The organism is Georhizobium sp. MAB10 (assembly GCF_045012825.1).
GTDB classification, from domain to species: domain Bacteria; phylum Pseudomonadota; class Alphaproteobacteria; order Rhizobiales; family Rhizobiaceae; genus Georhizobium; species Georhizobium profundi.
Map to the genome: position 1 here is coordinate 3,455,076 of NZ_CP118314.1, position 14,888 is coordinate 3,469,963.

Below are 14,888 nucleotides of genomic sequence, written 5' to 3' on the forward strand. Positions count from 1 at the left end.
GCAAAAGAAAGAGGCCCGGCATTGCTGCCGAGCCTCTTATGGACGCAACGCGCCTCGTCATCGCGTCGCGCCCTGCTCTCTCATTGACCTCCGCCGAGAGAGTGTACGTAGACCGCGAGTTCCTTGACCGTGGTCTCACCGAGGCGATCCTGCCAGGCCGGCATCACGCCGTGACGCGGCGCGCGGATCTGGGCGGCGATCTCGTCCTTGCTCGCCCCATAGAGCCAGATCGCATCGGCGAGGTTCGGCACGCCCAGTTCGACCATGCCCTCGCCGGCATCGCCATGGCAGGCAGCGCAGTTGGCGGCGTAAAGATCGGCGCCGGCACCAGTCGACGGTGTCGCCGACATCGAAGCGATATGGCCCGCAAGCTCTCCGATTTCCGTCTCGCTTAGAATGTCCGCGAAAGGCGGCATTTCCGATAAGCGAGTCATGTCGTCGCCGACAAAGCGGATGCCGTGCGCAATCGTCAACCGGATGTCCTCCGGCTTGCCGCCCCAGAGCCAGGAATCGTCATTGAGGTTGGGGTAGCCTGCCGAGCCAGTCGCCCCGGAGCCGTGGCACTGGACGCAATTGACCTTGTAGGCAGCCGCACCTGCAGCGGTGGCAAAGGTGCGCAGCGCGTCGTCGATGAGGATGTCGTCGACCGAGGCGGCCGCGACGGCGGCCACATAATCAGCCTTCGAGGCTTCGGCGGCATCGAGCGCTGCACGCACCTCCTGCCGGCTCGAATAGCCGATCACGCCGCTGGTGGCGCTCGAGATGAGCGGCCAGGCCGGGTATGCGATCGTGTAAGCGAACGCCCAGACGATGGTGGCGTAGAAGGTCCACACCCACCAGCGCGGCAGCGGATTGTTCAGTTCCTTGATGCCGTCCCATTCATGACCGGTCGTGGCCACGCCTGTGACGTCGTCGATCTCTTTCTCGCTCATGGGCGTGGTTCCGGATGTTCGTCGTTCAGCGGGATCTGGGCAGCCAGGTCTGAAGCGTTGCGCCCGCCAGGCCGCAGCGCGAAGATGACGACGCCGAAGAAGAAGAGCGTCATCGCAAGCAGTGCCCAGCTGTCGGCGAAGGCGCGCATGGCCGTATAGATGTCCATCAGCGCCTCCTCATCGGTAGCCGGCCGTTTCGTCGTAAGTTTCGAAATCGACCAGCGTGCCCAGCATCTGCAGATAGGCAACGAGCGCATCCATCTCGGTCAGCGCTTGCGGATCGCCATCGAAATTGCCGATCTTGGCATTGGGATACCGGGCGAGCAGATCGGTGTGCGCAGCATTGGGGTCGGCCTGTGCTGTGAGGTCGACCTCGGCGACTGCCACCATATCGTCGGTGTACGGCACGCCGAGGCGCTGGTTGGCGACGAGATGCGTGGAAAAACCGCGCGGGTCGAGCGGCGTGTCCTTCAGGAAGGCGTAGCTCGGCATGATCGATTCCGGCACGACCGAACGCGGGTTCATGAGGTGCTGGACGTGCCATTCGTTGGAATAGCGATCACCGACGCGCGCAAGATCAGGCCCCGTGCGCTTGGACCCCCACTGGAACGGCCGGTCGTACATGGATTCGGCGGCCAGGCTGTAATGCCCGTAACGCTCCACCTCGTCGCGGAAGGGGCGGATCATCTGCGAGTGGCAGACATAACAGCCCTCGCGGATGTAGATGTTGCGGCCGGCAAGCTCCAGCGGCGAATAGGGCCGCATGCCTTCCACCTTCTCGATGGTGTTTTCGAGGTAGAAGAGCGGGGCGATCTCGACGATGCCGCCGACCGTGACCACGAGTAGAGAGCCGGCCAGAAGCAGCGTGGCGTTGCGCTCGAGGATTGCGTGCTTGTCCATCAGTGACATTGTGTGCCTCCTCATTCGGCCGGCTGCAGGGAGGAAGGAGCTTTGGCGACAGGCGCGCCGATCGGTTGCTCCTCGCGCTGGTGGCCGAGAATGGTCATGGTAATGTTGAAGGCCATGATCAGGGCACCGGCCAGATACATCGCACCGCCGATCGCCCGCATGACGTAGTAGGGGAACATGGCCTGGACGGTTTCGGCGAAGGAGTAGACCAGGAAGCCCTGGCCATCGTACTCGCGCCACATCAGGCCCTGCATGATGCCGGACACCCACATGACGGCCGCGTAGACGACGATGCCAAGCATCGCGAGCCAGAAGTGCCAGGTCACCATTCGCACCGAATAGAGCCGCTCGCGCGCCCAGAGCTTCGGTACCATGTGGTAAATCGCGGCAAAGGAAATGAGCCCGACCCAGCCCAATGCCCCGGAATGCACGTGGCCGATGGTCCAGTCGGTATAGTGCGACAGCGAGTTGACGGCCTTGATGGACATGACCGGCCCCTCGAAGGTGGACATGCCGTAGAAGGCGATGGCTGCCACCATCATGCGGATGATCGGGTCGGTACGGATCTTGTCCCAGGCGCCCGACAGCGTCATCAGGCCGTTGATCATGCCGCCCCAGGACGGCATCCACAGCATGATGGAGAACACCATGCCCAGGGTCTGCGCCCAGTCGGGCAAAGCCGTGTAGTGGAGGTGGTGCGGGCCGGCCCAGATGTAGAGAAAGATCAGCGCCCAGAAGTGGATGATCGAGAGCCGATAGGAGTAGATCGGGCGGTCGGCCTGCTTGGGCACGAAGTAATACATCATGCCGAGGAAGCCGGCGGTCAGGAAGAAACCGACGGCGTTATGGCCATACCACCATTGCGTCAGCGCATCCTGCACACCGGCAAAGGCCGAATAGCTCTTCACGCCAAGGAATGAGACGGGGATCGCGAGATTGTTGACCACGTGCAACATCGCGATGGTCACGATGAAGGCGAGGTAGAACCAGTTCGCGACATAGATATGGGGTTCCTTGCGCTTCAGGATCGTGCCGAGGAACACCACGAGATAGGCGACCCAGACCACCGTCAGCCATAGGTCGACATACCATTCGGGCTCGGCATATTCGCGGCTTTGCGTGATGCCGAGCAGGTAGCCCGTCGCGGCCATGACGATGAAAAGCTGGTAGCCCCAAAAGACGAACCAGGCGAGGTTGCCACCGAAGAGCCGCGCGCGGCTGGTGCGTTGCACGACGTAGAAGGACGTCGCGATCAGCGCGTTGCCGCCGAAGGCGAAGATGACGGCCGAGGTGTGCAGCGGCCGCATGCGCCCGAAGGTGAACCATGGCTCGATGTTGAAGGCCGGCCAGGCAAGCTGCAGCGCGACGACGACGCCGACGAGCAAACCGACGATGCCCCAGGCCATGGTGGCGATCGAGCCGTAACGCACGACATCGTCCATGTAGCCGGTGTCGACCTTGGTCTTGGCTGGCGCGAAGAACGGGCGGCGCAGCATCACCACCGTGGCGATTGCGAGCACGATAGTGAGTATCCCCATGTGCTGCGCAAAGAGAGGGTCGGCTGCAAAGGCCGCACCCAACAGCGCCAGAAAGGCGAACAGACCGACGCCTATGGTCTGTGGACCGTATGTCATGATGGTTCAGGCTCCCGATGACACTGCCTGGCCGATGATCCGGCCTTGCCTGCACTCATCATGGCTTTTCGCCTTGTCTGCCTTGATCCAAGTCAAGCCCGCGCGCCGCTTGTTCGATCAGTTTGACGCGTATCGAGCGGACGGGGAGGTTGACGGCCATGATTATCTCGAGGCGGGAAAGGATCAGGATTGCGCAGCGCGCTCGCAGTGCCCTGCAGCGTCGGCCTGCAGTCCCCTCCGCCTCGCACCCTGCGAAGGCATCCAGCACCGCCACGCGGCAAAGCTTGTGCTTTGCGACGCACTTGAGCGGATTGCAAATTCGCTGCCAGGGCCGGTCGACCGGCATCTCTGCCTGATGGTTGCGGCGGGTCTGGTGCCGCTGGTGCGCGATGCACAGCGCTATGTGGAGGAAGCGGTGTTTCCCGCCTGCAAGTTCTCGGTCGTCACGATCTCGTTTGGGGAACCACATCCGAGCACGTGACCATCTTTCATTGCAATGATCCGGTCAGCGTAGGCTGCGGCTTGATTGATGTCGTGAAGGACAATGGCGATGGTTCGGCCCCTCTCATCAACGAGCGCACGCAGCTGCTGCACGAGTTCGCGGGCATTGAAGATGTCGAGGTTGTTCAGCGGCTCGCAGCTTTGCCCTGAACCATCTGAGGCAAATGATTGTGGAAGGCACATTGGCGCCCGGCCGAAGCTCTTCGACACGTCCTGGATCGAGAGCGCCAAAGGCGGCGCTCCGCAATTTCAGCCGCTCTCGCGCGATGCGGTAAATGTTTAGCTGCCGCTTCGTCACCGGACATTCCAAGCGTGGCGGCCTGCCCACCGACATCGATTGGGCCGCCGTGGCCGATAAGTCGGCATCGACCATCTTCTACATGGGCTCACGCACGGCCGGCGCGATCACAAACCACTTCTTGGCGCAGGGCATGGCGGGCGATACGCCCGTCGTTTTTGCGGCGAATGTGGGTCGAGCGGACAGCTGGATCTATCGCACATCGATCGAAACCTTGAGCGAAAAAGCGCTCCCTTATGAGGGAGACGGGCCCGTCATTGTTGGTATAGGCTTGGCCTTTGGGGAATGTCCCACTGCTGCCGAAACTCCCTTTAGGATCGACTGCAGGCATCAAACCCCATATCATCAGGATTGCCGAGAGCGGACCAGTAACGCGTCTTAATGGTCTCGTCGATCGACGATCTCTGGGGCCTGTAGGAAGACCCATGATGAAGCGACCCTCAGAAGGCCGAATGTCGGCTTTCTAGCACTCAACCGGAATCTACGATCCGATCGGGTTTGCGTTCCGTCGTTCTAGAAGCAGTTGTTGATGTGTCTGGATCGACATTGCGACTGGTCGAGGTGGGCTTGCTGGCACCGTCGAGGCGGGGCGGTCAAACGGTCGGTTACTGCGAAATCTGAAGCTCCTCCGCGCTTCCCGGCGACACTCGATCCATGGCATCCCGGATCCAGTTCAAATTGTATCCGACGTGAACGTAGCTCATCCTTTCCCCGCAGGGAGGCACGGCCGACAGATCGCCCCAGATTTCCCGCAGCTCTATCAGATCGCCGGTCAATACACGGCCGAAGAACACGAAACCGATCCCGATCAGTTGAAGCTCGCGGTTACCGTCTTCGTCAGTGCCTTCGGCAGTCACGGGGCCGCCCGAGTCTCGCACGCACCAGCGGCCCTCTGGCAGCTTTGCCAGGATATTCCTTGAGCTTCCAATCCATTGAACGACCTCGGTACGTAGAACGTCAAAGGTCGGCAGCGAGCGATAGAATTCGTCCCGCTGCCGGCCGAAGACGTAGCTCGTCAGCGGGGTGACGAGCGGGTCGAGTTTTGGCGGCGAAAGCCTGACGGGTGTAGTTGCCAGCCGCCTGTCGAGCGCGACGACACCCAGGTCAATGTACAGATGGGCGCTCGTCTCACGAAAGTCGCTGAACGCGACGCGCGACGCGTCGCCCGTCGGTTCTTCGCCGAATGTCTGCGGATGGGCCTCCCAGGAGACTGCCGATGCGACGGTCGCAAACTCTGCGGTCTCGGAGGATGCTGCCATCACTTCGATCGAGCTGATTTCGTGAACGCAATGTCCCGCGGTGAGCGCCACGTTTGGTGTGACGAGGACGGCGGTACAATATGTGTTCTCCCCCGACACAGTCTTGGCCTTCAGGGCAAGAAGCCATTCGTGCGAACGAACATCCGCCACGGTGGAAAGGGTCTGTCCCTCCCAGAGGATCGCCGTCGGCTGACCTGAAGTCGCAAAGGTGGCGGCTATGAACACGGAGGCAGCGAACTTCATTGTAAGGCCGGTTTCGACGTTGAAGAATGATGGTTTGATCACTGCCGCAAGGTCTCAGGGCGAGCGGCAGAGATCGAACGCTTCGACCGCCTTGCCCGTCCCTCCGAGGGAAAAGGAGATGGGTCGAAATCCGTCCATCGCGACGGTCAGGCGCCTACCCGTCGCGAGTGTCTCCAGAAACTCCGTGGGGGTGTGCTCCCAAAACGCGCTCTCGATCGCGATATTGCCGTCGATGGTCCAGTAGAAATCGTCGATCGATATCCGTGCCGCAAACGGTTCAGGATCGAAGATCAGGTTCAGTTGCTCGAGCGCGAACTCGACCGTAAGCTCGGTTTCCCGGCTCGCGCCAGAAACATGAATGGCATTTTGTCCGATAGTTCCCATTATCGAGCATCCTTGATCGGACTGGTAGAACGACCACTTCATCTGTTCCAACGAGAATGCGTCGGCGCACCAAGGGCGACGACAGCCGGAAAAATCGAGAAGCAGAGGCGGCTCATGATCCCCACGCGTTATCGAGATTGAGCGAGGACGCTTCCAACTCGCTGCAGTTCAGCAAGGTCGACAATTTACTTAAGTGGACGGTCACGACTTTCGCGCATAGCGTCCACAACCGATGGCCGGGATGTCGAAGCTTCTGCCTATTATCTTTGGATAATGTCGGCGGGTGCTAAGACTCGGCTCGCCCTGTAGTAGCCACAATGTGGTAGACCCGTCTTCACCCGTTCGGGTGAGGAGGTCATTTGACATGTCTTGCTTGGACGGCGATCTGGTGGAGCAGCTGTACGAAGCCTCAGCCTTCTGACAGGCCAAAGACATCACGCAGACGCCGTCGGCGGTCTTACTGGCGGCCGCGGTGATCAGCTTGTCCGGCAGGGTTCTGTCGATGAACCAGCAAGAAACATTGCTTAGACCGAGCACCCGGGCCAATACCAACCGCCGGACGTAGGCGGAAGCAGTACGGATCATGCGTGTTTATGCGATGTTTATGCAGATGGCATTGATGACACATCGCGCGTTGATGCCCCTGGTTAATAGATAGGACGCTTCCGAAACAACGGAGCGTTCTATGCTCGACATTCTCTACATCGCTCTGGCTGCCGGCTTCTTTGTCGCGGCCGCTACCGCCGTTCGCCTGCTCGAACGGCTCTGAGGTCCTGCCATGGCCCTCGATCTCATCATTGGCGGCGCGGTTGCCGCTCTCCTCATTGTCTATCTCGGCTATGCGCTCGCCCGTCCGGAACGGTTCTGACCCGGCGCAAGGACAATTTTCATGGCACCCGATATTTTGCAGTTCATCCTCTACGCGGTGCTTGTCACCGTGCTCGCCTGGCCGCTCGGCCTATATCTCGCCCGCGTCTATGAGGGCGGGACGACATGGCTGTCGCCTGTCTTCGCGCCAGTCGAGCGGGCGTTCTTCAGGCTCGCCGGCGTGCGCCCCGATCAAGGACAGCACTGGACGCGCTATGCGCTGAGCGTGCTCGCCTTCAGCCTTGGTTCCTGGGCTCTGCTCTACGCGATCCTGCGGCTGCAGCATCTGCTGCCGTTCAATCCGCAGGCACTCGGCCCTCTTTCACCCGACCTTGCCTTTAACACGGCGGTCTCGTTCACGACCAACACCAACTGGCAAGCCTATGGCGGCGAGACGACCATGTCGTATTTCAGCCAGATGGCCGGGCTGACGGTGCAGAACTTCGTCTCGGCCGGCGTCGGCATGGCGGTTTGTGCAGCGATCATCCGCGGCTTCTTTGCCCGCGAACAGAAAACGCTTGGCAATTTCTGGGTCGATCTGACCCGCTCGGTTCTTTACGTGCTGCTTCCGCTATCCATAGTGCTGACACTGTTCCTCGTTTGGCAGGGCGTCCCGCAAAACCTGTTGGCCTATGTCTCGGCCACGACCGTCGAAGGTGCACAGCAGACGATCAGCCAGGGTCCGGCAGCCTCCCAGATCGCGATCAAGCAGCTCGGCACGAATGGCGGCGGCTTCTGGAACGCGAATTCGGCCGTGCCGTACGAGAACCCGACGCCGCTCTCGAACTTCATCGAGATGGTCGCCATCCTGCTCATCCCGGCCGCTTTCTGCTTCATGTTCGGGAAGATGGTGCGCGACATGCGCCAGGGGGCCGCGATCTTCGCCACCATGGGCATCCTGTTCCTCGGCGCACTGGCGCTGACATATTCGTCGGAAATTGCCGGCAACCCAGCTTTCGCGCAGCTCCCGGTCGAACAGTCGGCTGGCAACATGGAGGGCAAGGAAGTCCGCTTCGGCGTCGGCAACTCCGCGCTTTGGGCAACAGCGACGACGGCTGCATCCAACGGATCGGTCAATTCCATGCACGACTCGTTCATGCCGCTCGGCGCACTCGCTCCGATGCTTCTGATGCAGGTCGGCGAGGTTGTCTTCGGCGGGGTCGGCTCCGGTTTTTACGGCATGCTGTCTTTCGTCGTGCTGACCGTCTTTCTCGCAGGGCTGATGGTCGGCCGCACGCCGGAATATCTCGGCAAGAAGATCGAGGCGCGCGAGGTGAAGCTTTCGGTCATCGCCTTCCTGGTGATGCCGCTTGGCGTGCTCGGGCTCGGCGCGCTCGCGGCCATACTTCCGATCTCGCTGTCTTCGCTGCAAGAGGCGGGACCGCACGGTCTGTCTGAGATCATCTATGCCTATTCGTCGGCGACGGGCAACAACGGCTCGGCCTTCGCAGGCTTTAGTGCCAACGTGCCTTACCACAACACGATGCAGGGCATCGCCATGCTGCTCGGTCGGTTCGTCTACATCGTGCCGATGCTGGCGGTTGCAGGGTCGTTGGCTGCCAAGAAGTCGGCGCCCGCATCGAGCGGGACGTTTCCGACACATGGCCCGCTCTTCATCACACTACTCGTCGCCGTGATCCTGATCCTCGGCGGGCTGACCTTCTTCCCGGCGCTCGCGCTGGGGCCGATCGCCGAGCACGTCTCGATGCTTTCCGGCGAAACCTTCTGAGGCACTCCCATGCGCAAGAAACCCGACATTTCCCTACTCGACTGGCGTGTGACCGGTCCCGCCCTGAAAGTGGCGTTCTGGAAGCTGAACCCTCGTTCGATGGCGAGAAATCCCGTCATGTTCGTCACCCTGGTGGTGGCGGCACTCTCTACCCTGCTGTTCCTGCGCGATCTGATTGTCGGCGGCGAAAACGTTGCCGTCAGCGGGCAGATCGCCGCCTGGCTCTGGTTCACGGTCTATTTCGCCAATGTCGCCGAGGCCATGGCGGAAGGCCGAGGCAAGGCCCGGGCCGATTCGCTGCGTGCAACCCAGTCCGAGACACCGGCGCGGAAGCTCGCCTCCATAGATGCGCCCGAACCGGAAATGGTGTCCAGCCGTTCGCTCAAGCCAGGTGATCTGGTGCTGGTATCGGTCAATGATATCGTTCCCGCCGATGGCGAGATCGTCGAAGGCATCGCCTCGGTCGACGAGAGCGCGATCACGGGCGAGTCCGCACCGGTCATTCGTGAAGCAGGCGGCGATCGCTCGGCGGTGACCGGCGGCACGCGCGTGGTGTCGGACTGGATCAAGGTCCGGATCACCTCCAAGCCCGGCGAGAGCTTTCTCGATCGCATGATCGCCATGGTCGAAGGCGCGGAACGCCAGAAAACCCCAAACGAGATCGCACTCAACATCCTGCTGGCGGGCATGACGATCATCTTCCTGATCGTCGTCGTGACGCTGCAACCCTTTGTCATCTATTCGGGCGCATTCGTGCCGGTGGTCTTCCTGATCGCGCTTCTCGTCACACTCATCCCGACGACGATCGGCGGCCTTCTGTCCGCCATCGGCATTGCCGGCATGGATCGGCTGGTGAAGGCGAATGTCATCGCCAAGTCGGGCCGTGCTGTGGAGGCAGCCGGCGACGTCGATGTACTGCTTCTCGACAAGACGGGCACCATCACGTTCGGCGCTCGGCAGGCGGATGGTTTCGAGCCCTTGCCTGGCGTTACCGCAAAGGACATGATGGAAGCCGCGCTGCTCGCTTCCCTCTCCGATGAAACGCCCGAAGGCCGGTCGATCGTTGATTTTGCCAGAAAGCAACTCGGGCGCGCGCTGGACGGCACGGAGCAAGTCGCAGAAGCCATTCCCTTCTCGGCCAACACGCGCATTTCGGGCGCGGATCTCAAGGACGGCTCTCAGTTGCGGAAAGGTGCCTCCGATGCCGTTCTGAGATGGTGCGGCATCGATCCATCGCCACAGCTTCGTGCGGTTGTCGAGAGCATCGCAAAATCGGGTGGGACACCGCTTCTCGTTGCACGTGACAAGCAGGTGCTCGGCGTCATCCATCTGAAGGACATCGTCAAGCCGGGCATTCGCGAACGGTTCGCCGAGCTCCGCCGGATGGGCGTGCGCACGGTGATGGTGACGGGTGACAATCCGCTAACGGCCGCAGCCATTGCGGCGGAGGCAGGCGTCGACGATTTCCTCGCCGAGGCGACGCCCGAGCGCAAGCTGGAACTGATCCGCAAGGAGCAGGTCGAGGGCAAACTCGTTGCCATGTGCGGCGACGGATCGAACGACGCACCCGCGCTGGCCCAGGCCGATGTGGGCGTGGCGATGAACACCGGCACACCCGCCGCAAAGGAGGCGGGCAATTTGATCGATCTCGATTCCGACCCCACAAAGCTGATCGAGATCGTGCTCGTCGGCAAGCAGTTGCTGATCAGCCGCGGCTCGCTGACGACCTTTTCGATCGCCAACGACGTGGCGAAATACTTCGCCATCCTTCCGGCGCTGTTCGTGACGGCCTACCCTGCGCTTGATGCGCTCAACGTGATGGGGCTCGGCAGTCCGGCCAGCGCGATCCTGTCGGCCGTCATCTTCAACGCACTGATCATCATCGCGCTCATTCCGCTCGCACTGCGCGGTGTGAAATACCAGCCGGCGACGGCAGCCGTGCTGCTGCGCCGCAACCTGCTGATCTATGGCCTTGGCGGCCTGATCGTTCCCTTCATCGGCATCAAGGCGATCGATCTTATTGTCAACGCCGCCGGCATTCTGTGAGGTAAAACCATGATTTCCGAACTGAGACCCGCTTTGACACTGCTCGCACTGTTCACGCTCATCACCGGAGTAGCCTACCCATTGGCCATGACGGGAGCAGCGCAGGCGCTCTTCCCGATGCAGGCCAATGGCAGCCTGGTCGATCGCGATGGCCAGATCATCGGCTCGTCTCTCGTTGGCCAGGCGTTTACCGGCGAGACCTATTTCCATGGCCGCCCTTCAGCCGCCGGCGCCGATGGTTATGACGCTGCCTCCACCGGGGGCAGCAATCTCGGCCCGACATCGGCAGCTTTGATCGACCGTGTGACGGAAGATGCGCAAAGGTTGAGCGCCGAAAATGGTGGCGCTGCGGTCCCAATCGACCTCGTAACCGCGTCAGGCAGCGGTCTCGACCCGCATATCTCGCCGGCGGCCGCATATTTGCAGATCGAGCGCATTGCCGCCGCAAGAGGCACGGCCCCTGCGACCGTGCGCGTGCTGGTCAACGAGCAAATCGAGGGCAGGACGCTCGGCGTACTGGGCGAACCCCGCGTCAATGTCCTCCTGCTCAATCTCGCTCTTAATGAGCGCATTCCGGTCACAGACTGATCATGGAACAGGAACGCCGCCCGGAACCCGAAGCTCTCCTCGCGGAAGCCGCGAAGGAAGGTCGCGGGCGGCTGAAAATCTTTCTCGGCGCGGCACCTGGTGTCGGCAAGACCTACGCGATGCTGGAGGCAGCCCAGCGCCGCAGGGCGGACGGTCTCGACCTCGTCGTCGGCATTGTCGAGACGCATGGGCGGGCGGAGACCGAGCGCCTCGTTGCCGGACTTGAAATCGTGCCGCGCGCGCGCATTCACTATGGCGGGCGTCTGCTCGCCGAGATGGATCTCGACGGCATCATCGCGCGGCAACCGAGATTGGTCCTCGTCGATGAGTTGGCCCACACCAATGTGCCGGGCAGCCGGCATGCCAAGCGCTGGCAGGACGTGGAAGAACTTCTCGCGAAAGGGATCGACGTCTATTCCACGCTGAACATCCAGCACCTGGAAAGTCTCAACGATGTTGTTGCCCGCATCGCCCGAGTGAAGGTGCGTGAGACAGTCCCTGACAAGGTGCTGGAGCTCGCCGACGACATCGAACTGATCGACCTGCCGCCGGACGAGCTCATCGAGCGCCTTCGGGAAGGCAAGGTCTATGTGCAGGACCAGATTGCCCGCGCGATTCAGAATTTCTTTTCCAAGGGCAATCTGACCGCGTTGCGTGAGTTGGCGATGCGTGTTGCTGCCGACCGGGTGGACGCGCAAATGACCGCCCACATGAAGAGCCATGCCATTCCCGGGCCCTGGCCGGCGCAGGATCGGGTGCTCGTTTGCGTGAATGAAGCTCCGGTCTCCAAGGCGCTGGTAAGGGCCGCCAAGCGAATGGCGGAACGCTCACGCACCGACTGGATTGCGGCAAGCGTGACGACGCCCGCATCCGAGCATCTGCCGGATGCCGCCAAGGATGCGATCGCCGAAACCCTGCGGCTGGCCGAAACGCTCGGCGCCGAAATCGCCACGATCCATGCCGAAAGCCACGTCGCCGACGAGATCCTCGCCTTTGCCCGAAGCCGGAATGTTTCGCGCATCGTGCTCGGACGCCCCAGGCCTCGCTTTTTCACGGCCCGCTTCACGCGCGAAACGGTTGCCGAGGAGATCATCCGCAAGGCCGACGACTTCGAGGTGACCATCGTCTCCGCCGATCCCGGCGAAGCGCGCAAGGCCGCGATCCGAGGCGCCGTGATCGTTCCCGAGCGCAACCCGAAAGCCTATCTGTGGTCGGCAGCCGCCGTCATGCTCGCGACCGCCACGGCAATCGTCGTCAATCGCATTTTCCCGGTGGAGAGCCTGTCGCTTTTCTTTCTGGTGGCAGTCCTAGGAGTCGCCGCCCGCTTCGGCCTTTGGCCATCGATCTTTGCAAGCGGCCTGGCTTTCCTCAGCTATAATTTCTTCCTCACCGAGCCGTTCTTCACCTTCGAGATCGCCAATCAGGATCTGGTGCTGACGCTGTTCCTCTTTCTGGCGGTGGCGGTCGTCACCGGAAATCTCGCGGCACGGCTTCGCGACCAGGCGCAGGCTCAGCGCGCCATAGCAAGGCGCACGGCAAATCTCTTCGACTTTTCACGCAAGGTCGCAAGCGTTGCGTCTCTCGACGATGTGGTCTGGGCGGCCGTTACCCACGTCGCTTCGACGATGCAATGCTCATCGATGATCCTCATGCCGGACGCTGCAGGAAGGCTGTCGATCATAGGCGGCATGCCGCCGGAGGACCAGCTTGAGACGCGCGACCGCGCCGCCGCCGACTGGGCGTGGGACAAGCGCGAACCTGCTGGCTGGTCGTCAGAAACCCTGCCGTCCGCCAGCTGGCTCTTCCTGCCGATGAAAAGCGCGGGCAGGATCCATGGCCTGCTCGGCGTCCAGTTCGGTGCGCGCCAGTACATTACCGCCGATGAGCGGAGGCTGCTGGATTCACTCGTGGATCAGGTCGGTCTTGCCGTTGAGCGCACCAAACTCGCTTCCGACATGGAGCAGACGCGTCTGCTCTCCGAAACCGAGAGCCTGCGCGCTGCCCTGCTGTCCTCCGTCAGCCATGATCTCAGGACCCCATTGGTATCGATTATCGGCGCCGCGACCTCTCTCGTCGATGCGGACGAGGTGCTTGGCAAGTCGGGACGACGGACGATGGCTGAGACGATCCGCGACGAAGGCGAACGATTGAACCGCTATGTCCAGAACCTTCTCGACATGACCCGGCTTGGCTATGGTGCACTGAAGGTGGCTCAGCAGCCGATCGATCTGCGCGAAGTGGTGGGCCTTGCCTTGCGGCGTTTGGAACGCGATCTCGCCGGACATCGGATCGTGCGCAACCTGCCCAAGACATTGCCGGAGATTTGGGGCGATGCCGTTCTTCTGGAGCAAGTGGTGGCGAACATCCTCGACAACGCCGCGAAATATGCGCCTGCCGGTACGCAGGTGACCCTTGCGGCCGAAGCGATCGGCAACGAAGTGGTGTTTTCCATCGCGGACGAGGGCCCTGGCCTTGCCGAGAGCGATCGCACTCAGGTCTTCGACATGTTCTTTCGCGTCCGCGCGGGTGATGGCCAGCCTGGCGGAACCGGCCTTGGCCTTGCGATCGCCAAGGGGATTATTGATGCACATGGCGGCTCTATCCGTGCCGAGGCCGCGCAGAAAGATGGCAGCGGAACGCGCATCGTGATGACCCTTCCCGCCATCAGACAGTCAGCGGAGCCGGAATGAACACTGGCCGCATCCTTCTGATCGAAGACGATCCGGGCATTCGGAAGTTCCTGAGCGTGGCTCTGGAGGCGCAGGGCTTCACGCTGGACGAAGAGGCCTCGGGCAAAAGCGGGATCGCCAAGGCAGCGACTTTCCAGCCTGATCTCGTCGTGCTCGATCTCGGCCTGCCGGACATGGACGGCAAGGCTGTGATCGCGCGCATCCGTGAGTGGTCGAACGTGCCGATCCTGATCCTGTCGGTGCGCCAGTCCGAGGATGAGAAGGTCGCAGCCCTCGACGCCGGCGCCAACGACTACGTCGTCAAGCCTTTCGGCATTGCGGAGATGCTGGCCCGCGTGAGGGCGCTGCTGCGATCGGCGCCGGGCGGCGCGACACCCGAGACAGAAATTCTGCGACGCGACCTGCGCATCGACCTCGCCCGGCATGAAGTCGCGCTCGCAGGCGAAACCGTCAAGCTCACGCGCAAGGAATTCGAACTCCTCGCACTGCTTGCCCGCAACGCCGGCCGCATCATCACTCACCGGCAATTGCTTGCCGACATCTGGGGACCCGCTCACGAGCACGATCTCCAATATCTCCGCGTCTTCATCGGCCGCCTCCGCGCCAAGCTCGGCGACGACCCTGCGGCACCGAGGTTCATCCTCAATGAGCCGGGCGTTGGATACCGATTTCTGGACTAGGACGCCGCCCAGGAAGCCTCTCGGTCAAACGGCCGTTTCCCATTTGCGCCACCGTGAGCTGACTGTCTCCTCACGGCCCCAACTGTGCCCCAACTGACAATGTCTGCTGTCTCCAAAGTAGCGCCACG

General features: G+C 61.9%; 15 protein-coding genes. 9 read left to right on the forward strand and 6 right to left on the reverse strand.

The genetic code is table 11. The features are described from left to right. Positions 1-80 precede the first annotated feature (80 nt). From ccoP to ccoN, 4 genes are read right to left on the reverse strand one after another with little or no spacing between them, the layout of a single operon-like run. Entirely contained in the window at positions 81-932 is an 852-nt protein-coding gene (gene ccoP / locus PU133_RS16535; RefSeq protein ID WP_404862566.1) for a cytochrome-c oxidase, cbb3-type subunit III, read from the reverse strand. Then, positions 929-1,099 (reverse strand): cbb3-type cytochrome c oxidase subunit 3, encoded by a 171-nt coding sequence (locus PU133_RS16540; RefSeq protein WP_404862567.1) that lies wholly within the window; start codon positions 1,097-1,099, stop codon positions 929-931. Before PU133_RS16540 ends, ccoP begins: the two co-directional genes overlap by 4 nt. 10 nt (positions 1,100-1,109) lie before the next feature. Then, positions 1,110-1,841, reverse strand: coding sequence for a cytochrome-c oxidase, cbb3-type subunit II (gene ccoO, locus PU133_RS16545; RefSeq protein ID WP_404862568.1), 732 nt, complete (start codon positions 1,839-1,841; stop codon positions 1,110-1,112). Positions 1,842-1,852: 11 nt separating this feature from the next. Beyond that, positions 1,853-3,475 carry a cytochrome-c oxidase, cbb3-type subunit I gene (gene ccoN, locus PU133_RS16550; protein ID WP_404862569.1) on the reverse strand — a complete coding sequence of 541 codons (1,623 nt, stop codon included), beginning with the start codon at positions 3,473-3,475 and terminating at the stop codon, positions 1,853-1,855. On the opposite strand from ccoN, the gene PU133_RS16555 reads away from it, so the two are divergent. The 3 genes from PU133_RS16555 (at position 3,474) to PU133_RS16565 (ending at position 4,656) form a co-directional block, all read left to right on the forward strand. After that, positions 3,474-3,956, forward strand: a complete 483-nt coding sequence (locus PU133_RS16555) for a hypothetical protein (protein WP_404862570.1) — start codon at positions 3,474-3,476, stop codon at positions 3,954-3,956. The two genes, ccoN and PU133_RS16555, sit on opposite strands and share 2 nt — an antisense overlap. A 41-nt stretch (positions 3,957-3,997) precedes the next feature. Beyond that, positions 3,998-4,126, forward strand: a complete 129-nt coding sequence (locus PU133_RS16560) for a hypothetical protein (RefSeq protein ID WP_404862571.1) — start codon at positions 3,998-4,000, stop codon at positions 4,124-4,126. A 125-nt stretch (positions 4,127-4,251) separates the two neighbouring features. Then, positions 4,252-4,656, forward strand: a complete 405-nt coding sequence (locus tag PU133_RS16565) for a hypothetical protein (protein WP_404862572.1) — start codon at positions 4,252-4,254, stop codon at positions 4,654-4,656. A gap of 223 nt (positions 4,657-4,879) precedes the next feature. Here the strand turns inward: PU133_RS16565 and PU133_RS16570 are convergent, their stop codons facing one another. Further along, positions 4,880-5,776 (reverse strand): trypsin-like serine protease, encoded by an 897-nt coding sequence (locus PU133_RS16570; protein ID WP_404862573.1) that lies wholly within the window; start codon positions 5,774-5,776, stop codon positions 4,880-4,882. Between the two features lie 54 nt (positions 5,777-5,830). Beyond that, a complete protein-coding gene (locus PU133_RS16575; RefSeq protein WP_404862574.1) occupies positions 5,831-6,160 on the reverse strand; it encodes a hypothetical protein in 330 nt (109 codons plus the stop codon). 778 nt (positions 6,161-6,938) lie between these two features. On the opposite strand from PU133_RS16575, the gene kdpF reads away from it, so the two are divergent. From kdpF to PU133_RS16605, 6 genes are read left to right on the forward strand one after another with little or no spacing between them, the layout of a single operon-like run. Next, positions 6,939-7,028 (forward strand): K(+)-transporting ATPase subunit F, encoded by a 90-nt coding sequence (gene kdpF, locus PU133_RS16580; RefSeq protein WP_126011302.1) that lies wholly within the window; start codon positions 6,939-6,941, stop codon positions 7,026-7,028. Between the two features lie 21 nt (positions 7,029-7,049). Next, complete coding sequence (kdpA, locus tag PU133_RS16585; protein ID WP_404862575.1) at positions 7,050-8,756, forward strand: potassium-transporting ATPase subunit KdpA; 1,707 nt, start codon at positions 7,050-7,052, stop codon at positions 8,754-8,756. A 9-nt stretch (positions 8,757-8,765) separates the two neighbouring features. Then, complete coding sequence (kdpB, locus tag PU133_RS16590) at positions 8,766-10,802, forward strand: potassium-transporting ATPase subunit KdpB (protein ID WP_404862576.1); 2,037 nt, start codon at positions 8,766-8,768, stop codon at positions 10,800-10,802. Positions 10,803-10,811: 9 nt separating this feature from the next. After that, a complete protein-coding gene (kdpC, locus tag PU133_RS16595) occupies positions 10,812-11,390 on the forward strand; it encodes a potassium-transporting ATPase subunit KdpC (protein ID WP_404862577.1) in 579 nt (192 codons plus the stop codon). A gap of 2 nt (positions 11,391-11,392) precedes the next feature. After that, positions 11,393-14,080 (forward strand): DUF4118 domain-containing protein, encoded by a 2,688-nt coding sequence (locus tag PU133_RS16600; protein WP_404862578.1) that lies wholly within the window; start codon positions 11,393-11,395, stop codon positions 14,078-14,080. Beyond that, positions 14,077-14,760 (forward strand): response regulator, encoded by a 684-nt coding sequence (locus tag PU133_RS16605; protein WP_404862579.1) that lies wholly within the window; start codon positions 14,077-14,079, stop codon positions 14,758-14,760. The genes PU133_RS16600 and PU133_RS16605 overlap by 4 nt, the downstream gene beginning before the upstream one ends. Positions 14,761-14,888: the final 128 nt, after the last annotated feature.